General features: G+C 55.0%; 20 protein-coding genes. 6 read left to right on the forward strand and 14 right to left on the reverse strand.

Annotation, left to right across the window (positions count from 1 at the left end; translation table 11 throughout):
• Positions 1-46: 46 nt before the first annotated feature.
• The 3 genes from xylH to xylF form a co-directional block, all read right to left on the reverse strand.
• Positions 47-1,228, reverse strand: coding sequence for a xylose ABC transporter permease XylH (xylH, locus tag QMG90_RS00600; protein ID WP_283282194.1), 1,182 nt, complete (start codon positions 1,226-1,228; stop codon positions 47-49).
• A complete protein-coding gene (locus QMG90_RS00605) occupies positions 1,206-2,747 on the reverse strand; it encodes a xylose ABC transporter ATP-binding protein (RefSeq protein ID WP_283282196.1) in 1,542 nt (513 codons plus the stop codon). Before QMG90_RS00605 ends, xylH begins: the two co-directional genes overlap by 23 nt.
• 72 nt (positions 2,748-2,819) lie before the next feature.
• On the reverse strand, positions 2,820-3,812 hold the full coding sequence (xylF, locus tag QMG90_RS00610; RefSeq protein ID WP_054177991.1) for a D-xylose ABC transporter substrate-binding protein: 993 nt from the start codon (positions 3,810-3,812) through the stop codon (positions 2,820-2,822).
• 392 nt (positions 3,813-4,204) lie between these two features.
• On the opposite strand from xylF, the gene xylA reads away from it, so the two are divergent.
• Both xylA and xylB read left to right on the forward strand, forming a co-directional pair.
• Positions 4,205-5,527 carry a xylose isomerase gene (gene xylA / locus QMG90_RS00615; RefSeq protein WP_283282198.1) on the forward strand — a complete coding sequence of 441 codons (1,323 nt, stop codon included), beginning with the start codon at positions 4,205-4,207 and terminating at the stop codon, positions 5,525-5,527.
• Between the two features lie 71 nt (positions 5,528-5,598).
• Entirely contained in the window at positions 5,599-7,053 is a 1,455-nt protein-coding gene (gene xylB / locus QMG90_RS00620) for a xylulokinase (protein WP_283282200.1), read from the forward strand.
• 53 nt (positions 7,054-7,106) lie between these two features.
• Here the strand turns inward: xylB and QMG90_RS00625 are convergent, their stop codons facing one another.
• Positions 7,107-8,102: an acyltransferase gene (locus QMG90_RS00625; protein ID WP_283282202.1), complete on the reverse strand. Its 996-nt coding sequence runs from the start codon at positions 8,100-8,102 to the stop codon at positions 7,107-7,109.
• A gap of 180 nt (positions 8,103-8,282) precedes the next feature.
• Between QMG90_RS00625 and QMG90_RS00630 the strand changes: the two genes are divergently transcribed.
• The 3 genes from QMG90_RS00630 (at position 8,283) to glyS (ending at position 11,722) form a co-directional block, all read left to right on the forward strand.
• Complete coding sequence (locus tag QMG90_RS00630; protein ID WP_283282204.1) at positions 8,283-8,585, forward strand: YsaB family lipoprotein; 303 nt, start codon at positions 8,283-8,285, stop codon at positions 8,583-8,585.
• A gap of 146 nt (positions 8,586-8,731) precedes the next feature.
• On the forward strand, positions 8,732-9,643 hold the full coding sequence (glyQ, locus tag QMG90_RS00635; protein WP_283282206.1) for a glycine--tRNA ligase subunit alpha: 912 nt from the start codon (positions 8,732-8,734) through the stop codon (positions 9,641-9,643).
• Positions 9,644-9,652: 9 nt separating this feature from the next.
• A complete protein-coding gene (gene glyS / locus QMG90_RS00640) occupies positions 9,653-11,722 on the forward strand; it encodes a glycine--tRNA ligase subunit beta (RefSeq protein WP_283282208.1) in 2,070 nt (689 codons plus the stop codon).
• A gap of 43 nt (positions 11,723-11,765) precedes the next feature.
• Here the strand turns inward: glyS and QMG90_RS00645 are convergent, their stop codons facing one another.
• The 5 genes from QMG90_RS00645 to QMG90_RS00665 form a co-directional block, all read right to left on the reverse strand.
• Positions 11,766-12,218, reverse strand: coding sequence for a hypothetical protein (locus QMG90_RS00645; protein WP_283282210.1), 453 nt, complete (start codon positions 12,216-12,218; stop codon positions 11,766-11,768).
• Positions 12,219-12,412: 194 nt separating this feature from the next.
• Entirely contained in the window at positions 12,413-13,069 is a 657-nt protein-coding gene (locus QMG90_RS00650) for a DUF2931 family protein (protein WP_283282212.1), read from the reverse strand.
• Positions 13,066-14,979, reverse strand: coding sequence for a type VI secretion system family protein (locus QMG90_RS00655; protein ID WP_283282213.1), 1,914 nt, complete (start codon positions 14,977-14,979; stop codon positions 13,066-13,068). Before QMG90_RS00655 ends, QMG90_RS00650 begins: the two co-directional genes overlap by 4 nt.
• A gap of 264 nt (positions 14,980-15,243) precedes the next feature.
• On the reverse strand, positions 15,244-15,456 hold the full coding sequence (gene cspE / locus QMG90_RS00660; RefSeq protein ID WP_038159141.1) for a transcription antiterminator/RNA stability regulator CspE: 213 nt from the start codon (positions 15,454-15,456) through the stop codon (positions 15,244-15,246).
• A gap of 259 nt (positions 15,457-15,715) precedes the next feature.
• Positions 15,716-16,006 carry an HTH-type transcriptional regulator gene (locus QMG90_RS00665; RefSeq protein WP_038159139.1) on the reverse strand — a complete coding sequence of 97 codons (291 nt, stop codon included), beginning with the start codon at positions 16,004-16,006 and terminating at the stop codon, positions 15,716-15,718.
• 356 nt (positions 16,007-16,362) lie between these two features.
• Here QMG90_RS00665 and QMG90_RS00670 point away from each other — a divergent pair, with 356 nt between their 5' ends.
• Complete coding sequence (locus QMG90_RS00670; RefSeq protein WP_283282218.1) at positions 16,363-17,073, forward strand: DUF3053 domain-containing protein; 711 nt, start codon at positions 16,363-16,365, stop codon at positions 17,071-17,073.
• A 46-nt stretch (positions 17,074-17,119) separates the two neighbouring features.
• On the opposite strand, the gene ghrB is transcribed toward QMG90_RS00670, so the two are convergent.
• From ghrB to QMG90_RS00695, 5 genes are all read right to left on the reverse strand, one after another.
• On the reverse strand, positions 17,120-18,091 hold the full coding sequence (ghrB, locus tag QMG90_RS00675; RefSeq protein ID WP_283282220.1) for a glyoxylate/hydroxypyruvate reductase GhrB: 972 nt from the start codon (positions 18,089-18,091) through the stop codon (positions 17,120-17,122).
• A 23-nt stretch (positions 18,092-18,114) separates the two neighbouring features.
• Positions 18,115-19,395, reverse strand: a complete 1,281-nt coding sequence (locus QMG90_RS00680; RefSeq protein WP_283282222.1) for an MFS transporter — start codon at positions 19,393-19,395, stop codon at positions 18,115-18,117.
• A gap of 79 nt (positions 19,396-19,474) precedes the next feature.
• Positions 19,475-20,416, reverse strand: coding sequence for a sugar kinase (locus QMG90_RS00685; RefSeq protein ID WP_283282224.1), 942 nt, complete (start codon positions 20,414-20,416; stop codon positions 19,475-19,477).
• A gap of 3 nt (positions 20,417-20,419) precedes the next feature.
• Complete coding sequence (locus QMG90_RS00690; RefSeq protein WP_283282226.1) at positions 20,420-21,169, reverse strand: sugar phosphate isomerase/epimerase family protein; 750 nt, start codon at positions 21,167-21,169, stop codon at positions 20,420-20,422.
• Positions 21,170-21,279: 110 nt separating this feature from the next.
• Positions 21,280-22,296 (reverse strand): LacI family DNA-binding transcriptional regulator, encoded by a 1,017-nt coding sequence (locus QMG90_RS00695; protein ID WP_038159127.1) that lies wholly within the window; start codon positions 22,294-22,296, stop codon positions 21,280-21,282.
• Positions 22,297-22,325 lie beyond the last annotated feature (29 nt).

Below are 22,325 nucleotides of genomic sequence, written 5' to 3' on the forward strand. Positions count from 1 at the left end.
TGAATCATCGCAAAGCCAGCACCGACGGGCGGGTGCTGGCGTTATTTCAGGCGCGACGTTTAGTGGCAGAATCCATCCAGACTGCCAGTAACAGGATGGCGCCCTTAACGATATACTGCCAGAACGTCGGGACGTCCATCATACTCATTCCGTTATCCAGCGCAGACATAATAAATGCGCCCATTACCGCCCCTGCGACGCTGCCGACGCCCCCGGCGAGACTGGTGCCACCGATGACACAGGCGGCGATGGCATCGAGTTCGGCAATGTTCCCCGCGGAAGGGGAGCCCGCGCCTAAACGGGAGCTAAGGATAAGCCCGGCAATCGCCACCATTAAGCCGTTAATGGCGAACACCGCAAGTTTGGTGCGTTCAACGTTAATGCCCGATAAGCGCGCGGCTTCCAGGTTGCCGCCGATGGCATAAATTCGCCGTCCGAATGCCGTGCGCGTCGCCATAAACATGCCTGCCAGCAGCAATGCGGCAAGAATTAACACGGGAGTCGGCACGCCGCGATAATCGTTCAGTAACCAGATAGCGCCCAGCACAATGACCGCTGTCAGCGCCTGGCGCCCTACGGTACTGGCAGATGCCGGCGTGCTTAACCCCAGCGTCTGACGGCGCATGCGGCCACGCCATTGCCAGGCGATAAACACCGCCATTCCCAGTACGCCGATGATAAAGCCCACGCTATCCGGCAGATAACTCTGGCCGATTTGCGACATGGCGGCGCTGGTGGGCGACACAGTCGTCCCGTTGGTGATACCGATGAGTATGCCGCGAAACGCCAGCATCCCGGCGAGGGTAACAATAAACGACGGTACTTTACGGTAGGCCACCCACCAGCCATTCCAGACGCCGAACACCAGCCCCAGCACCAGCGTCACCAGCACGGTGAGTGGCAGCGGCCAGCCCAGCCAGACGTCAAAAATCGCGGCGACGCCCCCCAAAAGCCCCATCATTGAACCCACGGAAAGGTCGATTTCAGCGGAAATGATCACGAATACCATCCCGACCGCCAGAATGCCGGTGATAGCGGTCTGACGCAGCAGGTTGGAGACGTTACGCGCGCTGAGATAGGCCCCGTCCGTCGTCCAGGTAAAAAACAGCATGATGACGATAATCGCCGCGATCATGACAAAGACCTGCAGATTGAGCGATTTCAGCCCGGGAAATGCCGCCGGGGTGGGCGGGGTGAGTTTCATCTCAGAGGGGTTGTTCTTCGACATGACGTTCGCTCCTCAGTGCGGCTTCCATGACCTGTTCCTGCGTCAGGTCATGGTTGATTAAGTTGGCTTTTAGCTTCCCTTCATGCATCACCAGTACGCGATCGCTGAGCCCAAGAACTTCCGGCAGTTCAGAGGAGATGACGATCACGGCGATGCCCTGTTTCACCAGTTGATTGATAAGCTTGTAAATTTCGTATTTGGCGCCGATGTCGATCCCGCGAGTGGGCTCGTCGAGGATTAAAATCCGCGGGTTGAGCAACAGACAGCGCGCGAGGATCGCTTTTTGCTGATTCCCGCCGCTCAGACGACCAATCGCCAGTTCAGGCGTGGCGGTTTTGACTTTCAGGCGCTGAATGGATTGCAAAATGCAGTGCTGTTCTGCGGCGTCGTCCAGGCTGCTTAACGGCCCGGTGAAATCGTCCAGCGCGGCGAGGGTGATATTTTTCCCCACTGCCATTACCGGCACGATGCCGTCTTTTTTTCTGTCTTCCGGTACCATCGCGATGCCACAGGCAATGGCCTGCTGGCAGTTATTGATGTGCACGGGCTGACCGTCAATGTAGATTTTCCCTTCCCAGCGCCCGGGCCAGACGCCAAAAAGACACTGTACCGCTTCGGTACGCCCGGCACCGACCAGCCCGGCAACACCGAGGATTTCACCGCGACGCAGCGAGAAGGAGACGTCGTTAACGCGCTTGATATGGCGGTTAACCGGATGCCAGGCCGTCAGGTGCTCGACGCGTAAAATTTCGTCACCGCACTCGTGGGGCTCGTTGGGGTAGAGCGCCGTCAGTTCACGTCCGACCATCATGGTAATGATGTCGCCCTCGCTCATACCGCTGGCGTCGCGCGTGCCGATATGCTGGCCGTCGCGGATCACACAGATGGTGTCGGAGATGGCTTTCACCTCGTTCAGCTTGTGCGAGATGTAAATGCAGGCGATATCGTGATTTTGCAGATCGCGGATGATATTGAGCAGCACCGCGGTTTCTTGTTCCGTCAGCGAGGCTGTAGGTTCATCGAGAATTAACAGGCGAACCTGCTTGTTGAGCGCTTTGGCGATCTCCACCAGTTGCTGCTGGCCGAGGCCCAAATCGCCGACGCGGGTATCCGGGGAAATCGATAAACTCACCTGCGCGAGCAGTTTTTCACAGCGCAGGGTCATGGTGTCGTAATCCAGCACGCCATAACGGCTCATTTCGGTGCCGAGAAAAATGTTTTCCAGCACTGTCAGATGCTTAACCAGCGCCAGCTCCTGGTGAATAATGGCGATGCCTTTGCGCTCAGTGTCGCGAATATGGCTGGCTTGCAAGGGCTCGCCCGCGAAGATAATTTCGCCTTCAAAGCTCCCGTGGGGATAAATACCGCACAACACCTTCATCAGCGTGGATTTGCCAGAACCGTTTTCACCACACAACGAAACGATTTCCCCGGCGTTAAGCCGCAGGCTGACATTATCTATCGCCTTCACCGCGCCAAAGGCCTTGGTGATATTTTTCATCTCGAGTAAATAAGGCATATACAACTCCTTCAGGCGGTCTGTTTTCGATGCCCCGAGAGAGAAATGCCCCGGAACCGGGGCATCAGAGACTTATAGATCGCTCTTTTTATGGAAACCGTCTTTCACAACGGTTTGATCGATGTTGTCCTTATTCACTTCGATAGGTGTCAACAGGCGGGAAGGGACATCTTTCAGCCCGTTATTAAGCGTGGAGTCTGATTTCGGCGTCTGCCCGTTACCCAGCTCAACGGCGATTTCTGCCGCGTTGGTCGCCAGGGTGGTGATCGGTTTATACACCGTCATGGTTTGCGAGCCGTTCATGATGCGTTTGATGCCTGCCAGGTCAGCATCCTGCCCGGAAATGGCGACTTTGCCCGCCAGTCCCTGGGCGCCGAGCGCCTGGATCGCACCGCCTGCGGTGGCGTCATTCGAGGCCACAACCGCATCAATTTTGTTGTTGTTCGCCGTCAGCGCGTTTTCCATTATTTTCAGCGCATTTTCCGGAAGCCAGCCATCAACCCACTGGTCGCCAACAATTTTGATTTTGCCGTCATCAATAAACGGTTTGAGCACTTTCATTTGCCCGGCACGGAACAATTTTGCGTTGTTATCGACTGGCGAGCCGCCCATCAGGAAATAATTTCCCTGAGGCACTTTCTCGACAAGACTATGTGCCTGCATTTCACCGACTTTTTCGTTATCGAATGAAATATAAAAATCGATGTCAGCGTTATTAATCATGCGATCATAAGCCAGCACTTTAATCCCTTCCTGCTTGGCTTCTTTAATAACGTTACTCAGCACCTGACCGTTGTAAGGAATAATAACTAACACATCGACGCCGCGGTTGATCATATTTTCAATTTGCGACATCTGTGTTTCTTCGTTGCCATTTGCTGACTGTACAAATACCGTTGCACCGAGAGCTTGTGCTTTATTAACAAAAATATCGCGATCTTTCTGCCAGCGCTCAAGTCGCAGATCGTCAATCGCCATGCCGATTTTGACCTCTTTGGCGATACCAGCCATGCTGGTCAGCATAAGAGAGGCGCAGAGGGTGAGGCAAAGGTGTTTTAATTTCATGATCGTGATGCCTTTTTTATCTGGTTGCAGGAGGTTGCAGGGTAGTTATAGAGACGAAAAAGAAACATACACTTCTGATACGCTGCAAATTTTTAACAGAGAATACGCATCTGGCAATTACCGCTTTTTCTTTTCGCATTATGATATTTGGTTTATTTTCCAAATTATGATGGCGATCGGATTTTGAACCGTTTCGCCTTTCTGTTGCATCACGCTATGGAAGCACTATTCCAGAAAAGAAGAATGAAAACGAGTGTTTTTTTGCGAGCCAGCGCACGTTTGTGGATTCTCTTAATGGCAGTGTGAAATAACGTAATTGAGCAACTCAAAATCCGATCTCACTATTAGCCAATGAATTAATCCCCGCCGCCTGTCTGAATATGGAGTTCATTATGCAAGCTTATTTCGACCAACTCGAACGCGTTCGTTATGAAGGCCCGTCATCGGTTAATCCGCTGGCATTTCGGCACTACAACCCGGATGAGCAGGTTCTGGGTAAGCGAATGGAAGACCATCTGCGTTTCGCCGCCTGTTACTGGCACACGTTCTGCTGGAACGGTGCCGATATGTTTGGCGTTGGCGCTTTTGAGCGCCCGTGGCAGCAGGCGGGCGACGCGATGGCACTGGCAAAGCGTAAAGCCGACGTTGCATTTGAGTTTTTCCACAAGTTAAACGTCCCTTACTATTGCTTCCATGACGTTGATGTCTCACCGGAAGGCGCTTCACTGAAAGAATACCTCAACAATTTTGCCCGCATGGTCGATGTTCTGGCCGAAAAACAGCAACAGAGCGGGGTAAAACTGCTGTGGGGCACGGCAAACTGCTTCACCAACCCGCGTTACGGCGCCGGTGCGGCCACCAACCCCGATCCTGAAGTCTTTAGCTGGGCAGCCACGCAAGTGGTGACGGCGATGAACGCCACGCACAAACTGGGCGGTGAAAACTATGTTCTGTGGGGCGGCCGTGAAGGCTATGAAACCCTGCTGAATACCGATCTGCGCCAGGAGCGCGAGCAGATTGGCCGCTTCATGCAAATGGTGGTGGAGCATAAACACAAAATCGGTTTCCGCGGCACGCTGTTGATTGAACCTAAACCGCAGGAGCCCACCAAACATCAGTATGATTACGATGCCGCGACGGTGTACGGCTTCCTCAAACAGTTTGGCCTGGAAAAAGAGATCAAACTGAATATCGAAGCTAACCACGCGACGCTGGCCGGGCATTCGTTCCATCACGAAATCGCGACCGCCATCGCGCTGGGCGTGTTTGGTTCCGTCGATGCCAACCGTGGCGACGCGCAACTGGGCTGGGACACCGACCAGTTCCCGAACAGCGTCGAGGAAAACGCGCTGGTGATGTATGAAATCATCAAAGCGGGCGGTTTCACCACCGGCGGGCTGAATTTTGACGCCAAAGTACGCCGTCAAAGTACCGACAAATACGATCTGTTCTACGGTCACATCGGCGCGATGGACACCATGGCGCTGGCACTGAAAGTCGCCGCCCGTATGATTGAAGACGGTCAGCTTGATAAGCGCGTGGCGAAACGTTATGCCGGGTGGAACGGCGAGTTGGGTCAGCAGATCCTGAAAGGGCAACTGTCACTGTCTCAACTGGCTGCCTATGCTGAACAGCATAATCTGGCACCGCAGCACCAGAGCGGTCATCAGGAATTGCTGGAAAACCTGGTGAATCATTACCTGTTTGACAAATAATCCGCGTCATACGGTATTGCAGGCCCGGTCGTGTCACGCTACCGGGCATTTTTAGTTAAGGAGCCCTCACCATGTATATCGGGATCGATCTGGGTACGTCAGGCGTTAAGGTGATTCTGCTTAATGAGCAGGGAGAAGTTATCGCTTCGCAAACCGAAGCTCTCACGGTGTCGCGTCCGCATCCATTGTGGTCAGAGCAGGATCCCGAATCCTGGTGGCGGGCAACGGATCGAGCGATGAAAGCACTGGCGGCGCAGCACTCACTGCGTGAAGTGAAAGCGCTGGGGATTGCCGGGCAGATGCATGGCGCCACGCTTCTCGACAAACAGCAGCGCATCCTGCGTCCGGCTATTCTGTGGAATGACGGGCGCTGCGGTGAGGAGTGCGCGTTGCTGGAAGCGCAGGTGCCGAATTCCCGTGAGATAACCGGCAACCTGATGATGCCGGGTTTTACCGCGCCAAAGCTGCTCTGGGTACAGCGTCATGAGCCGGATGTTTTCCGCCAGGTCGATAAAGTGCTGTTGCCGAAGGATTATCTGCGTCTGCGCATGACCGGCGAGTTCGCCAGCGACATGTCGGATGCCGCAGGCACAATGTGGATGGATGTGGCGAAGCGTGACTGGAGCGACGCGATGCTGAGCGCCTGCAATCTGACGCGCGACAACATGCCCGCGCTGTTTGAAGGGTGCGAGGTGACCGGTACTCTGCTGCCTGCCGTCGCGCAGGCGTGGAACGTGGCGGAAATTCCCGTAGTGGCGGGCGGTGGCGATAACGCCGCAGGTGCGGTGGGTGTCGGGATGGTCGATGCCGGGCAGGCGATGCTGTCGCTTGGCACTTCAGGCGTCTATTTTGCTGTCAGCGAAGGGTTTCTGAGTAAGCCGGAAAGCGCGGTGCACAGTTTCTGCCACGCGTTGCCTGGTCGCTGGCACCTGATGTCTGTCATGCTAAGCGCTGCCTCCTGTCTCGACTGGGCTGCGCGTTTAACCGGGCTGGGCAGCGTGCCGGCGCTGATTGCTGTCGCAGAGAAAGCAGATGAAAACGCGGATCCGGTCTGGTTTCTGCCGTACCTGTCTGGCGAACGCACACCGCACAATAACCCGCAGGCGAAGGGCGTTTTCTTTGGCCTGACGCATCAGCATGGTCCGGCTGAGCTGGCGCGTGCGGTGCTGGAAGGCGTCGGATTTGCGCTGGCGGACGGGATGGACGTGGTGCACGCCTGCGGTATCACACCGAAAAGCGTGACGCTGATTGGCGGCGGCGCGAGGAGCCCCTGGTGGCGGCAAATGCTGGCGGATATCAGCGGTACGACGCTGGATTACCGCACCGGCGGCGATGTCGGTCCGGCGCTGGGCGCGGCGCGACTGGCGCAGATGGCGATGCATCCGGGCACGGCGTTTGCCGATCTTCTCCCGCAACTGCCGCTTGAACAGTCACACCAGCCTGATGCGGCGCGGCATGCGCGTTATGCCCCGCGACGCGAAACCTTCCGCCAGCTTTATCAGCAGCTTCTGCCGCTGATGTCATAAAAAATCGTTGCCGGATGGCGCTACGCTTATCCGGCCTACGGTTTTGTTTTCGCTTAACTGACAAACCGGCGTGTATCCAGCCGTTGTACCAGCATCGACAGCAGCAGGCTGACCGCCAGCGTCACGCCGAAAATCCAGAGAATATCCACCAGCGGCCAGCTTTTCAGTTCGATGCCGTTGGTGCGTAGCGCGTGGATAATCAGCGCGTGAAAACCGTAAATCCCCAGTGAATGGCGCGAAATCAGCGCCAGTCCCGGTAACGCCCGATCATTGAGCGTATTTTTCACTATCGTTAGTACTGCCGCCGCGCTGAGAAACACCATCGGCCCGCAATACAGATACCAGGTATCGGCGAAATTGCCGCGCCATTGCAGTTCGTGCAGCGTTCCGCGCGAAATGACTGCCACGGCGATGATAAACACCGCCACGCTCAGCAGCGTCAGTGGTTTTCTGTCGGTATCCATCATGCCGATGGCTCTGCCGAGCAGGCCATACAGCACGTAGTAAAAAGTGTCGCCGCTGATGTAGAGATTGACCGGCAGCCATTCGAAACCGTCCACTTTTTGTGAAACCGTATTGGGGTTCGCAACAATACCGAGTACGACGATCAACGCCAGCAACATTTTGCCGCTCACGGTTTTAACCTGAATCAGCGGCGAAACCAGATAAATAACGAAAATCGCGAAGAAGAACCACAGGTGATAGAAGACGGGTTTTTGCAGCACATATTTCAGTGACTGGACGACGTTGATCTGAGTGAACGCTGCGATATAAATCAGCGCAATCACACTGTAGAACAGCAGGCACAGCCCGATACGCAGGAAGTGCCGCGGTTGGGCGCTACGCTCGCCAAAAAACAGATAACCGGAAATCATGAAAAAAAGCGGCACGCTGACGCGGGACGCGGAATTCAGCACATTGGCGATTTCCCAGTTCAGATAACTGACGCCGTGTGCATTAGTCACATACCAGGTGGTGGTATGGATCATCACCACCATCAAACACGCAATCCCTCGCAGATTATCTATCCAGTTAATTTTTGACTGCATCAGTGCCTCAGTGCCCTCGCGAAAAGGGGTCAGACTTGCGATTTTTCACCATCATTGACTGGAAAATTCCGAGTTTTTCGCCACAGTCTTGTAGAGCCTGTGTCAGATTCGCAGAATGCTCCGACCTGAACGATAGTCTATTAAAAAATAACAGCCAGATAACAATGTGGTAATCAGAAAATGATGATGAAATATGTAGTTCCCTGTCTGGCCTTGCTGATGCTTGCCGGGTGCAGCGCCGAACACGCCCCGCCGCAAAAGGCGCAGAAAGCCAAAGTCACCCCGTTGCATTCGCTCGAAATGGAGCAATTGTGCAAGAACAGAGCGGCGGAGCGCTATAATACCGCGGCGCAGAAAATTGATGTGACTGGCTTTGAAAAGTATCAGGCCAGCTATGAATTACGTGGTTATACTTCGCGCAATGAGGGGTTTGTCTGCTCGTTTGATCCTGACGGCCAGTTTTTGCATCTTTCGATGCGCTGATCCGCTGTGTGCGCCGTCTGGCGCGCGCAAATCGTCCCTTTTTCCCCAATTTTACTTAAACAGCGCCGTTTCGTACTGTATATCTCGCAGCCAGCGGTTATACTGGTCCCTTCCTTTAAATCCACACGTATCCAGCACGAAAGAATATGCAAAAGTTTGATACCAGGACCTTCCAGGGCCTGATCCTGACCTTACAGGATTACTGGGCTCGTCAGGGCTGCACCATCGTTCAACCACTGGACATGGAAGTCGGCGCCGGGACTTCTCACCCTATGACCTGCCTGCGGGCGCTGGGGCCGGAACCCATTGCTGCTGCGTATGTGCAGCCTTCCCGCCGCCCGACTGACGGCCGCTATGGCGAAAACCCGAACCGTTTACAGCACTACTATCAGTTCCAGGTGATCATTAAACCGTCACCGGACAACATTCAGGAGCTGTACCTCGGATCCCTGAAAGAGCTTGGGCTGGATCCTTCCATCCACGATATCCGTTTCGTGGAAGACAACTGGGAAAACCCGACGCTGGGCGCCTGGGGCCTCGGCTGGGAAGTGTGGCTGAACGGCATGGAAGTGACGCAGTTCACCTACTTCCAGCAGGTCGGCGGCCTGGAGTGTAAGCCGGTGACCGGTGAAATCACTTACGGCCTGGAACGTCTGGCGATGTACATTCAGGGCGTGGACAGCGTTTACGACCTGGTCTGGAGCAACGGCCCGCTGGGTAAAACCACTTACGGCGACGTGTTCCATCAGAACGAAGTGGAGCAATCCACCTACAACTTCGAATACGCGGATGTGGACTTCCTGTTCACCTGCTTCGAGCAGTACGAGAAAGAAGCGCAGCATCTGCTGGCGCTGGAAACCCCGCTGCCGCTACCTGCCTACGAGCGTATTCTGAAGGCCGCCCACAGCTTCAACCTGCTGGATGCGCGTAAAGCCATCTCCGTCACCGAGCGTCAGCGCTACATTCTGCGCATTCGCACCCTGACCAAAGCAGTGGCAGAAGCTTACTACGCTTCCCGTGAAGCCCTCGGCTTCCCGATGTGCAACAGAGACAACTAAGAGGCGGCCATGTCTGAGAATACTTTTCTGGTGGAAATTGGCACTGAAGAGCTGCCACCGAAAGCCCTGCGCAGCCTGGCAGAGTCCTTTGCTGCGAACTTTACTGCGGAGCTGGATAACGCCGGCATCGCGCACGGCAACGTTGAATGGTTTGCCGCTCCCCGTCGTCTGGCGCTGAAAGTCGCCCGTCTGGCGGCCTCTCAGCCGGATCGCGAAGTTGAAAAACGCGGCCCGGCGATTTCCCAGGCGTTTGACGCGGAAGGGAAACCGAGCAAAGCGGCAGAGGGCTGGGCGCGGGGTTGCGGTATCACCGTTGACCAGGCCGAGCGTCTGACCACCGACAAAGGTGAATGGCTGCTGTACCGCGCCCACATGAAAGGCGAAAGCGCAGAAGCACTACTGCCGAACATGGTCGCCACATCGCTGGCGAAGCTGCCGATCCCGAAACTGATGCGCTGGGGCGCATCTGACGTTCACTTTGTGCGTCCGGTGCATACTGTGACGCTGCTGCTGGGTGACAAGCTCATCCCGGCAACCATTCTGGGCATCAATTCCGATCGCGTGATCCGCGGTCACCGCTTTATGGGCGAGCCGGAATTCACCATCGACAATGCTGATCAATACCCGCAGATCCTGCTGGAGCGCGGCAAAGTGGTGGCGGATTACGAAGCGCGTAAAGCTAAAATCAAAGCCGATGCAGAAGACGCAGCGCGCAAGATTGGTGGTAAAGCCGATCTGAGCGAAAGCCTGCTGGAAGAAGTCACCTCGCTGGTAGAATGGCCGGTCGTGCTGACTGCGAAATTCGAAGAGAAATTCCTCGCGGTTCCGGCGGAAGCGCTGGTCTACACCATGAAAGGCGACCAGAAATACTTCCCGGTTTACGCCGCTGACGGCAAATTGCTGCCGAACTTTATCTTTGTCGCTAACATTGAGTCGAAAGATCCGCAGCAGATTATCTCCGGTAACGAAAAAGTCGTGCGTCCGCGCCTGGCCGATGCCGAATTCTTCTTCAAAACCGACCGCAAAAAACGTCTGGAAGACAACCTGCCGCGTCTGCAGACCGTGCTGTTCCAGCAGCAGCTCGGCACTCTGCGCGACAAAACGGATCGCATTCAGGCACTGGCGGGCTGGATTGCCGCGCAGACGGGCGCTGATGTCAACCACGCCACCCGCGCCGGTTTACTCTCCAAGTGCGACCTGATGACCAACATGGTGTTCGAATTCACCGACACCCAGGGCGTGATGGGCATGCACTACGCGCGTCATGATGGCGAAGCGGAAGATGTTGCAGTCGCGCTGAACGAACAGTATCAACCGCGTTTTGCCGGTGACAACCTGCCGTCTAACCCGGTGGCCTGCGCGTTGGCGATTGCCGACAAGATGGACACTCTCGCGGGTATTTTCGGCATCGGTCAGCATCCGAAAGGTGACAAAGACCCGTTTGCGCTGCGTCGTGCCGCGCTCGGCGTGCTGCGCATCATCGTTGAGAAAAACCTGTCGCTGGATCTGCAGACCCTCACCGAAGAAGCGGTGCGTCTGTACGGCGATAAGCTGACCAATACCAACGTGGTGGATGATGTCATCGACTTTATGCTCGGCCGTTTCCGCGCCTGGTATCAGGACGAAGGTTATACGGTCGACACCATTCAGGCGGTGCTGGCGCGTCGTCCGACCCGTCCGGCTGATTTTGATGCCCGCATGAAAGCAGTCTCCCACTTCCGTACGCTCGATGAAGCGGCGGCGCTGGCGGCTGCCAACAAACGTGTTTCGAACATCCTCGCGAAATCAGACGAAGTGCTGAACGATGTTGTTCACGCCTCCGTGCTGAAAGAAGCCGAAGAGATCAAGCTCGCCACTCACGTGGTGGTGCTGCGTGACAAATTGCAGCCGTTCTTCGCTGAAGGTCGCTATCAGGAAGCGCTGATCGAACTGGCGGCCCTGCGCGAGCCGGTCGATGCGTTCTTCGATAAAGTGATGGTAAACGCCGAAGATAAAGACGTGCGTATTAACCGCCTGACGCTGCTGTCTAAGCTGCGCGAGCTGTTCCTGCAGGTCGCAGATATTTCGCTGTTGCAGTAAACCTCTGAGCCCGGCGGCGTTCTGCCAGCCGGGCTTTCCGTTTTTAATGCAGATCCTCAAGAGACAGCATTCCTGCCTCTGTGTTTAGCCAGCGCGGCGCTTTCAGCGTATCGGCAAAATAACACACCAGTTCGTGCAATAACTCTCCCAGTACCCGTACTTGTGTGGTGGCGAGCGAGCCACTCATCAGCAATTGCGTCAGCGATTGACACCAGACACTCAACTGATCGATTTCCGGCATAAAGGCCGGTGTATGCGTCGGCAGATCATCCACCGTCAGGCTGGCTTTTAAATAGTCCGGGATGGGTTCACGCAGTGTCGGGTGCAACAGCGCCAGACAAGCGGAGAGACGGCCACAAAGCGCCATTTTTTCGGCTTCGTCGTCGCTCTCTATCAGGACGTCGGCAAAACGTTCGCAGTTGTCTGCCAGCTCGGTGAAATCGGTAGTGTGGTTAAACGGAACGGTGAAAAGCGAGTAGGTTTGGGTTGTAGCCATGAAGTAGCCTCTGCAATAGATGATATTTGCCAGTATGAAATCCAGGAGGCTAATCCCGGCACCTGATTTTGCAGGTGCGCGGTGAAGATACTGCTCGCCAGGCCAGGCGACAAGCGGGATTTGAGGTACGAAAAGAGACATCGTATTACTGGAATCCGCCTCGCAAAACGTCATTCAGGCAACCGACTGGCCGGTTACCAGTCCCCGTAGGGGTACGTTTTCCCTTTGATAAAGTCTTTAGTGTCCTTGTCAAAATCACGAGAAAAATCGCTTTGTGTTATTCCCTTACAGGCCCGCAGTTTGTCCCCGGACAGGGTGGTGATTTTTTTCGGCTCCAGCGGTACATCATCCCCCCCGGCACTGTTCTGCAGCCATATCCTGACCTTGCCTCCAGGTGCAAGGCCAAACAGCAACGATTTATACCATTCCGTATTACCCCACTCATCTTTACCCGTCGGCGTCAGCATGGTTTCCCGCAGGGACGGCGGGAAAATAATCCGGGTCTCGTAGGTCTTATTATCGATATGAGAATCCCAGCAGAACAGCATCATGACGGGTGGATGTCGTGCTTTGTTAAACTGGATTTGTATTCGTACCCGCTTATTCCAGGTCTGGATGGTTTCAGGATCATCTGACGTGTAGTCCAGCATACGGAATGTCGACACTACCTTTTCACTGTCGATAATCATGGCGCGGGTGACGACGGCGGGTAAGGCGTAGGGTGTAAAAAAGGCGAACCCCCATCTACCGTAGGGCATTTCTCCGGTCTCTTCCGGCGTCTGCGGTTCGCCGGTATGGCAGCCCGTTAATGCCACCAGCAGGAACAGTGGTGACAGCGTTTTCAGTATCATATTTGTTCCCCGTCCATGTTGTAAATTGTGCGTCGCCAGTTCTCATCGGGCCGGTTAACAAAACTGATGATCTCTACAGGCGCAGCCCCGCCTCTGATAACGCCATCGGCATCTGTCGCGATGGCATTCCAGTTTGCCGAGCAGTGCAGATATTGTCCGGCAATGATATTCAGCTCTTCTGACGTGAATGCGTCTGGGGTCTTACCGGACCGGGCTGCTCTGCCCATTGCCCGTGCTTTTTCACTCAGCGAAACCAGTTCACCAGGAAGGGATAACTCACTACTTTTTTCATGAACAGATTTAAACAATACCCCGGCATCCCGTGCAGCATCGAGCATCACCTGCAACACCACCTTCGACCAGTCATTTCTCACGGTCCGGTTGCGTAAGGTGACAGCCGCATAGCTACGCTTCTGTGGCACGCTATACCGATCTGGTTGCATCCTGTCGTCATACCAGGTTTCCACCGCAACCTCGCTGCCTGACAGAAGGGGAGCAATGCTGGGGTATGTGTGCAGCGCGGTCATCGCTTTCACCGCCCGGTGATAACAGTGGGTTTGCTGGTCGGGCTGGCGGAGCGGCACAGTTTCCGTTTCCGGCCGGGTCAGAAACAGGTTTTCCTCCACCACCGGCAGATAACCGCCGCCAAGGTCTGAATGCACGCCGGGTAGTACCAGCTCAGGCCATGCAGGTTTGACACTGTTGAGGGCGAAATTAAACCGACACTCATGCGCCGCGGTGATATGAAAGACCTTATCCGCCACCCCCTTATGCAGTTTTATGTTTACCTCGCCGGTGTCTGCGGTATGGGGATTCAGGCCGTTTGTCGGGGTGCCAATTGCCGCCACGGTATCAAAGATACCGATAAAGCGGGTTTTACCGGCAGGCGCCCCCGTAAATGTGATGTCGCCAATGCCCTCCCGGATGGCGCTGATAATGGCGGGGTCTTCTGCCAGAATACGGTTGGCAAAATGTCTCGATGCCGCAGCACCCCGGCTAAAGCCAAAAATATCAAATTGAAGGCTTTTTATGACAAGCTCACACCCGGATGATTTATCTTTTATTTGTTTAATCGTGTTAGTAATGGTCCGGGAAATTTGAGCAACAGACTTATCCGTTTTAGCGATAACTCCCGTGTCGGATGTCCCGAATACCAGTCCCGCCATGCTGTCAGGCTTACCACTGTCTGTCCCTATGCCGTCAATATAAATAGCCTGTTGGATCTCAGAGTTATCTGCAGAGACGGTTTTATCATACAGCGTATTCAGCCAGTGAATGTTGGTGTAATAACCGTTGTAACTGGTCGCTCCTGTTCCCGATACGCTAAATTCTTCTTCTGCACATTTTTCCAGAATACCGGCAGCCTCGGCGTCATTAAGGTTATAATGTCTGGCTGTGCAGACTTTCAGCATATTAGCCGTATTAACAGCGTTATTCCCGGTACCGTCAAAAAACACGCCAAGCGTCAGCGTAATTTCCCGCCTGGGTTTTTGTGTCTTTTCCTCTTGTTGAGGTTCCGGTGCAGCTTTCCTCCGGGCCGCCTGCGCGTGCTGCTCTGGCTCTTGCTCCTCACTACATAACAGCGAATTGCTGGCAGACGAACCGACCATGCCGTTTTCATAACCGATAAATTCAAAGGTATTCGGAGAAGCAATAACACGATTGGTGCCTGGAGGGCAGGCACATTCAACAATATCGCCTTCAAGGCAGACCAGTTTATTTTCTGCGAAGACCTGAAATTGTTTGGTTTTGCGAATAATACCTGTGGTCTTGCATTGTGGGCAAAATGACTCAGAACCGATAAGTGCAACAGGTCTGTTATGGCAAATAACAGTAAGCGCTCCGCTTTCAATTATTCCACCCGTTGTGGTTTTATCACCAATAGTGATAACTTTAAGTTTAACAGGCATTATTCACTCCATGAATATAAATAATGTGAAACTGCAAACATGGAAATAGACGAAGAGAGCACGTTCGACCTTATTTATGGCGTCCCGTTGCTTCTCTTGTTGTATTTAGTGATGTGCTAAAAACAGAATATTATGATTAAGAACGTGGCAACCGCTATATTGTGCTGAACCCAAAACAGGCGACAAATAACAGGCAAAAAAAATCCCCGTCATTGACGAGGATCTTTACGTGCTACAGAGCCTGAATCAGGCTCTTAGTCAGGCTTACAGGCTGGTGACGTTACCAGCAGCCGGGCCTTTAGCGCCGTTTTCGATGGTGAAGGATACTTTCTGGCCTTCATCAAGAGATTTGTAGCCATCGTTCTGGATAGCAGAGAAGTGAACGAACAGGTCTTTAGAGCCGTCGTCCGGAGTGATGAAGCCGAAGCCTTTATCAGCGTTGAACCATTTTACGATACCAGTCATTTTGTTAGACATAGTGATTTCCTTTAATGTAAGTGTGCTGCCAGATGGCAATAATGGTATGGATTACAGATTTGAAGCATAAAGGGAAGGTCACTACGAGGGTATCAACGGACAACCTATGAGAGGACTGCTCAGCTCAACTGCTTTATGGTCTGTAAATCAAACCGGCGTCATTAACGCACGTTGAGCCCACGATAGCAATGTTTTTCTTTCTGAAAAAGAAAACGGTCCTGTTTTCAGGACCGTCGGTACTATCTCATTTGAGATAAACTCAATCTGTTAACAGCCTCGAGACCTGCGGGTTTGCCTGCATCAGACGCATCAGATTTAGCTCAGTGGCGGAAGGTCTCACGCGTTTCGACTCCCACTCTTTCACCATCGTCACACTGACGCCCATTGCTCTGGCGAATTCGTCCAGCTTCAACCCGGTACCTTTTCGTAACTGTTCAAAATCAATGAGGGTTGAAGCCGCCGGCTTCAGGGTGACAAACTGCGATGCATCTTTAAAAACAATCTGTTCCAGACTGCCTAACAGATCAAACTCAGGATCTTTATATTCCATTGAGAACTCCTCTGAATCACACTGCGGGATCGTGAATAACAAGAGCTCATTAATCATAGCCAGTTATTTCTCCTGGGATCGATTTCGTTTCGGTACTCTCCAGGCCTGATGCGTTTCAGCTTTTTGCAATAAAAGGGTAATACATTGAAAAATCACGCCAGGTCCGGCAATGAATTTTTTTGTAAATACTCTTCACAAAAGTGGCAATGCAGGCGAAGCGCAGCAGGATCTTCTGCTGCTTTTTGCACCTGGAAGGTAAGGAAAAGGTATCTTGCCGCGCTGACCTGGACTATCCTTGTCAGCGTCAGGCACACGTGTGCCAGTTTGCGCGTTTTTTGCTGAAAGGAGTAATAAAAATGGCGACAGGAAAGTCCTGCTCTCGCTGGTTTGCGCCTGTTGCGGCGTTATTAATGGTGGTTAGCCTGAGCGGGTGTTTCGATAAAGAAGGCGATCAGCGCAAAGCGTTTGTCGACTTTTTACAGAATACGGTGATGCGTAGCGGCGAGCGGTTGCCTACCCTGACCGCAGATCAGAAAAAACAGTTCGGGCCTTTCGTTTCCGATTACGCTGTGTTGTATGGCTATTCTCAGCAGGTCAGCCAGGCGATGGACGCGGGTCTGCGCCCGGTCGTGGACAGCGTAAACGCCATTCGTGTGCCGCAGGATTACATGACGCAACGCGAACCGCTGCGCCAGGCGAACGGCGCGCTGGGCGTGCTCAGTCAGCAACTGGAAAACGCGAAAATGCAGGCTGATGCCGCGCATGCTGCGCTGAAACAACCGGATGATTTAAAACCGGTGTTTGATCAGGTGTACACGAAAGTGGTGACGGCGCCGGCAAACGCGCTGCAACCGTTGATCCCGGCGGCGCAGGTATTCACTCAGCAACTGGTGCAGGTGGGTGACTTTGTCGCGCAGCAGGGCGCGCAGGTGAGTTTTGTGGCGAACGGCATTCAGTTCCCGACGTCACAGCAGGCCAGCCAGTATAACGCGCTGATTGGTCCTCTGGCGGCACAGCATCAGGCTTTCAGTCAGGCCTGGAGCAGCGCAGTCGACGCGACACGCTAAAATGATAAAAAGCCGGGTGGCATCGCGCTCACCCGGCCGCAAAACGTCACGCCACCTGCGGGTTCACGCAGTTTTTGTCCACCTTACCATTCAGCGCATCAATCAGATTGTCCACCGCCGTTGCCGCCATGTTGTAGCGTGTCTCATGCGTGGCTGAACCGATGTGCGGCAGCGCTACCACGTTCGGTAATGACAGCAGCGGTGAATCCACCGGTAATGGCTCTTTCTCGAACACGTCCAGCCCGGCGGCGTGAATTTCACCCTGCTGAAGTGCGGCGATCAGCGCAGGCTCATCCACCACCGGTCCGCGACCAGCATTGATGAAAATGGCGGAGCGTTTCATCTTTTTGAACTGCTCAGCGCCAAACAAATGACGCGTTTCGTCGGTCAGCGGCAGGATCAGGCAGACAAAATCCGCTTCCTGCAACAGGGTATCCAGGTCACAGTAGCGGGCATTGAAGCGGGTTTCCGCCGCGTCATGCTGGCGGCGAGCGTTATAGAGAATCGGCATGTTAAAACCGAAATGCGCGCGCTGAGCCAGCGCCATGCCGATGCGTCCCATCCCGACGATACCGAGCGTTTTATGGTGAACATCCACGCCGTACCAGTCCGGGCCGATGCTTTTAGTCCATTCACCGGCTTTTACGCGCTCTGCCACTTCCACCACCCGGCGCGCGGTGCTCAGCACCAGCGTCATCAGGGTATCGGCCACTGTTTCGGTAAGCGCGGTCGGGGTGTGCATCAGCAGAATTTTCCGTGCGTTCAGCGCATCGACATCAAAGTTGTCGTAACCCACTGACACCGTGGAGGTCGCACGAAGCGCGGGCATCTTCTCCAGCAGCGCCGCGTCCACTTTCTCGCTGGAGCCCAGTAAACCGACCGCGTGCGCGAAGGCTTCGGCATGCTGTTCAACCGTTTCCGGGCGCAGGTTTTTCACCTGCGTAACGGTAAAGTGGTCTTCCAGACGTTGCAGCAGATCGTCCGGGAGCGTTTTGTAGAGAATGACTGACGGCTTCATGCGTATCTCCGTAGTTGGCATAATCAGGCGTGACGAGCGCCTGCCGGGAGTTGTTGATTATTAGCAGGCTTAACAATCAGAGTTAGCCATACTGAGGCGAAAAGTGCCACCCCCATGAAAATGTATGATGCGGACGGGCTGCCGGTGGAGCCGTTCAGATAGCCCACAAACCAGGAGCCGAAGAACGAGCCAAGCGCGCCCATACTGTTGATCAGCGCCATCGCGCCACCCGCCACGTTACGCGGCAGCATTTCCGGGATGATGGCGAAGAATGGGCCATACGGGGCATACATCGCCGCACCGGCAATCACCAGCAGAGTGTACGACGCCCAGAAGTTATTGGCCCCGACCGCCCACGAACCGATGAACGCGAACGCGCCAATCAGCAGCAGTGGCCAGACGAACAGTTTGCGGTTTTGCAATTTGTCAGAGGCCCAGGAGGCGGCGATCATCGCAATGGTGGCGGCGAGATAAGGCACGGACGAGAGCCAGCCCACTTCGACCATACCGAGATTTTCACCGCCGGAACGGATAATGGACGGCAGCCACAGTACGAAGCCATACACGCCGATACTCCAGGCAAAATATTGCAGGCACAGCAGGATCACATTGCGGGAGCGGAACGCTTCGCTGTAGTTACGGACGGCTTTGATACCTTGCTGTTCCTGCTCAAGCTGCGCCTGCAATGCCGATTTTTCGCTGTCAGACAGCCAGCCCACCTGCGCCGGTTTGTCTTTCACCAGCACCCACCAGCAGAAGGCCCACAGAATGGCAGGCACCCCTTCGATGATGAACATTTCGCGCCAGCCAAATGCCTGAATCAGATACCCGGAAACCACCGACATCCACAGCACGGTCACCGGGTTCCCGAGGATCAGGAACGTGTTGGCGCGTGAACGTTCGGATTTGGTAAACCAGTTACTGATGTAAATCAGCATGGCGGGCATGACCGCCGCCTCCACCACGCCGAGCATAAAGCGGATCGCCGCCAGCGCCGGGATATTATTAACGACACCGGTCAGCGACGCGCATGCACCCCACAGGATCAGGCACACGAAAATCAGTTTGCGCACACTGCGGCGTTCAGCGTAGATAGCGCCGGGGATCTGGAAGAAGAAATAGCCGAGGAAGAAGAGCGCCCCGAGCAGGGACGACACCCCTTTGGTGATGTTCAGATCGTCGTTAATGCCCGCCGCGGAGGCGAAGCTGAAGTTTGCACGGTCGAGATACGCCAGGCTGTACGTGATAAACACGATCGGCATGATGTACCACCAGCGCTTGGCTGCATTTGTAGAACTGTTCATAGGCTTGCCTCTGGGTATGAGGTGAGTGCCGCCGTTGATAGTAGGGTACACGGTGGCTGTTATTTATGCACAATGCCTGTCACGCGTCGCCAAGGGCGTCGCGGGTCGGCAGACCTTCACTGTCGCCTTGCACCTGAATCGCCAGCGAGCCGATTTTGTTGCCTCGCGCGACGGCCTGGTGCAGCGTTTTTCCTTCCAGAAGGGCACTGATGACGCCAACCGCAAAACCATCACCCGCGCCCACGGTATCCACAACGTTTTCCACTCTGACGGCGGCGACGGCACCTTTTTCACCCGTCGCTGATTTGTACCAGGCGCCATCGGAGCCGGTTTTAATCACTACCGCCTGCACACCGCGATCAAGATAGAAATCGGCGATCGCTTCCGGTGTCTGACGCCCTGTGAGGATCATTCCTTCTTTCAGACCCGGCAGCACCCAGTCCGCCTGCACGGCGAGCTGATTCAGCTTTTCCACCATCTCCGCTTCGCTTTCCCACAGCACCGGCCGCAGGTTCGGATCAAACGACAGCGTTTTGCCCTGCGCTTTCATCGTTCGCGCCGCGTGATCAAGCAGTTCGTACGAGGAGCGGGACAGCGCTGCCGCCACGCCGCTCAGGTGCAAATGACGGGCGCGGGAGAAGTAGCCGGCATAGTAGTCATCCACCGAGAGATGGCTGGCCGCCGAATCTTTGCGGAAATATTCCACGATGGGATCGGTTCCATTTTCGACTTTAGATTTCAGCTGAAAGCCGGTTCTGTAACAACCATCGAGGATCACGCCTTCGGCGTTAATGCCCTCTTTTTTCAGGCCGTTAAGCACGAAGCGGCCAAAGCTGTCATCGCCGACGCGGCTCACCCAGCCCACTTTCAGACCCAGGCGTGCCAGGCCAGTCGCCACATTCAGCTCGGCACCCGCGACGCGTTTCATAAATTGTTCTACGTCCGCCAGGTCACCGGTCTCTCTGGCGACAAACATCGCCATGGCCTCGCCGATAGTGATGACATCCAGTGCATTGTCCATGGTTTATTCCTCACGTAATAAATTGACGTAGTGGCGGGTGACGGCGGTCAGATCGCGGCCTTCCAGCGGAAACTCAATACCGCGCGGCGCATCGCCTGGCAGGTCGTTGAGCAGCGCCAGCCAGCGCGCCGGGGCGTTATCCGGCGGCACGGCGCGGTAGTGATGATGATGCGGTTCGGCGGCTTTAACGTGGATATAACTGACCGCCGGCGCCAGCAGATGCGCGGCTTCTTCAGGCGATTCCCCCACCCACAGCCAGTTGCCCATATCGAAGGTTAGCGTGACGGGCAGTTTCAGTACCTGGCAGGCGGCTTTAAAGCGCTGCATCGGTGCCAGTTGGCCGCAGTCGGTCTGATCGTTTTCCACCACCAGCGCCATTCCGGAACTCGCCAGAATCGCGCGCAGAGGCTCCAGCGCGGCGCTGTGAGAAAAATGACCCAGCGACAGTTTCAGCCACAGCGCGTTGAGGGTCTGCGCTTCCTGTAGCAGAGCCCCGATGCGCGGGTTCAGCTTGCCGTCGCGTTCAAACAGCGGTTCCGGCGCGGAATAACAGGCCAGCAGTTTTTGCTGTTCGATTTCCGCCGCCAGCCGGGGCAGGTGGTGAAGTTCTTCTTCGCTGAACAGTTCGCGGCGAATTTCGACGCCATCCGCACCCGCGGCGGCAATGAATGGCAGCACGGCGGACTGCCCGCCCAGCGCGTTGATGCGATCGTTACCGTAAGCAGCGGTCACAACGATAATTTTTCTTCCCATCGGCTATTTCCCCGGCGGCTACTGCATTAATCTTGTAGTAACGCTAAATGGAACCGATTCCAAAGAAAAGTCGCCTTTGCTCAAATTATGATCGCAGTCACGAAGAGAATTTAACGGGCGGTAGAACCGCGGACGATCAGCTCGCCGGAAAAAACCTGTTCGCGGATGGGTTCGTGGTTGCCCTCAATGCGGCGTACCACCTGTTCTACCGCGGCGAAACCGATCTGCCAGGTGGGCTGTTTGAGAGTGGTGATCCCGACGCCTGCCAGCTCCGCCCACTCCAGCTCGTCGAACCCCAGCAACCCGATATCGCTGCCCCAGTGCAGCCCCAGCCGTTTCAGTGAGCGGGCAACCTGCAGCGTTAACGCGCCGTTGGCGGAAATCACCGCTTTGCGCATGCCACGATGGCGAGTATGGAACTGGCGCAGGGCGTTATCGATAACGGCGCTGTCCGCCAGCGGCACTTCTGCGTTTTCAGCCATGATACCCGGGTAGCGGGCGAGGGTGGCGCGAAAAGCACTCAGACGCTCGCGCCGCGTATTGACGGTGCCCAGCGGCTCGCTGAGAAACAGCAACGCCTCAAAGCCCTGATCGACCAGATGCTCAGTGGCGGTAGTGGCGGCCTGGGTGTTGTCGAGACCGACGACGTCGCAGGCGAACTCAGGAATTTTGCGGTCGATAAGCACCATTGGTAGCGCTGACTGTTGCAGACGGTTCAGACCCTCTTCACGCATGCCGACGGCGTTCACCACAATCCCTTCTACCTGATAACTGCGCAACAGATCGAGATAATGCAGCTCCTGATTAACCTCGTTGTTGGTATTACAGACCAGCGGCGTAAAGCCCTTTTCGCGACAGGCGGCTTCGATGCCGCTCAGCACATGGACGGAATAGGGGTTGGTGATGTCAGCGATGATAAGACCAATCAGACGCGTACGGCCATGCTTCAGGCCACGCGCCATCAGGCTCGGACGATAGTCGAGATCGGCGATGGCTTTTTCGATACGAGCCAGCATGGCTTCAGAAAGCAGATGCTTTTCGCCATTGAGATAGCGTGAAATGCTGGTTTTGCCTGCTTTCGCTGCTTTTGCAACGTCACTGATGGTGGCACGCGCCTTATTCGCCATGACTGCTCCCTCGCCTGAATGTGCCAACA

Origin of the sequence: Trabulsiella odontotermitis, assembly GCF_030053895.1 — a bacterium.
Lineage (GTDB): Bacteria > Pseudomonadota > Gammaproteobacteria > Enterobacterales > Enterobacteriaceae > Trabulsiella > Trabulsiella odontotermitis_C.

Bases quoted from the DNA above. Each gene is read 5' to 3' on its own strand.
- QMG90_RS00655 (WP_283282213.1), bottom strand. From the start codon at position 14,979: ATGCCTGTTAAACTTAAAGTTATCACTATTGGTGATAAAACCACAACG.
- xylH (WP_283282194.1), bottom strand. From the start codon at position 1,228: ATGTCGAAGAACAACCCCTCTGAGATGAAACTCACCCCGCCCACCCCG.
- ghrB (WP_283282220.1), bottom strand. From the start codon at position 18,091: ATGAAGCCGTCAGTCATTCTCTACAAAACGCTCCCGGACGATCTGCTG.
- QMG90_RS00690 (WP_283282226.1), bottom strand. From the start codon at position 21,169: ATGGGAAGAAAAATTATCGTTGTGACCGCTGCTTACGGTAACGATCGC.
- glyQ (WP_283282206.1), top strand. From the start codon at position 8,732: ATGCAAAAGTTTGATACCAGGACCTTCCAGGGCCTGATCCTGACCTTA.
- xylB (WP_283282200.1), top strand. From the start codon at position 5,599: ATGTATATCGGGATCGATCTGGGTACGTCAGGCGTTAAGGTGATTCTG.
- QMG90_RS00625 (WP_283282202.1), bottom strand. From the start codon at position 8,102: ATGCAGTCAAAAATTAACTGGATAGATAATCTGCGAGGGATTGCGTGT.
- QMG90_RS00665 (WP_038159139.1), bottom strand. From the start codon at position 16,006: ATGGAATATAAAGATCCTGAGTTTGATCTGTTAGGCAGTCTGGAACAG.
- QMG90_RS00645 (WP_283282210.1), bottom strand. From the start codon at position 12,218: ATGGCTACAACCCAAACCTACTCGCTTTTCACCGTTCCGTTTAACCAC.
- QMG90_RS00605 (WP_283282196.1), bottom strand. From the start codon at position 2,747: ATGCCTTATTTACTCGAGATGAAAAATATCACCAAGGCCTTTGGCGCG.
- glyS (WP_283282208.1), top strand. From the start codon at position 9,653: ATGTCTGAGAATACTTTTCTGGTGGAAATTGGCACTGAAGAGCTGCCA.
- xylF (WP_054177991.1), bottom strand. From the start codon at position 3,812: ATGAAATTAAAACACCTTTGCCTCACCCTCTGCGCCTCTCTTATGCTG.
- cspE (WP_038159141.1), bottom strand. From the start codon at position 15,456: ATGTCTAACAAAATGACTGGTATCGTAAAATGGTTCAACGCTGATAAA.
- QMG90_RS00650 (WP_283282212.1), bottom strand. From the start codon at position 13,069: ATGATACTGAAAACGCTGTCACCACTGTTCCTGCTGGTGGCATTAACG.
- QMG90_RS00685 (WP_283282224.1), bottom strand. From the start codon at position 20,416: ATGGACAATGCACTGGATGTCATCACTATCGGCGAGGCCATGGCGATG.
- QMG90_RS00630 (WP_283282204.1), top strand. From the start codon at position 8,283: ATGATGATGAAATATGTAGTTCCCTGTCTGGCCTTGCTGATGCTTGCC.
- QMG90_RS00680 (WP_283282222.1), bottom strand. From the start codon at position 19,395: ATGAACAGTTCTACAAATGCAGCCAAGCGCTGGTGGTACATCATGCCG.
- QMG90_RS00695 (WP_038159127.1), bottom strand. From the start codon at position 22,296: ATGGCGAATAAGGCGCGTGCCACCATCAGTGACGTTGCAAAAGCAGCG.
- xylA (WP_283282198.1), top strand. From the start codon at position 4,205: ATGCAAGCTTATTTCGACCAACTCGAACGCGTTCGTTATGAAGGCCCG.
- QMG90_RS00670 (WP_283282218.1), top strand. From the start codon at position 16,363: ATGGCGACAGGAAAGTCCTGCTCTCGCTGGTTTGCGCCTGTTGCGGCG.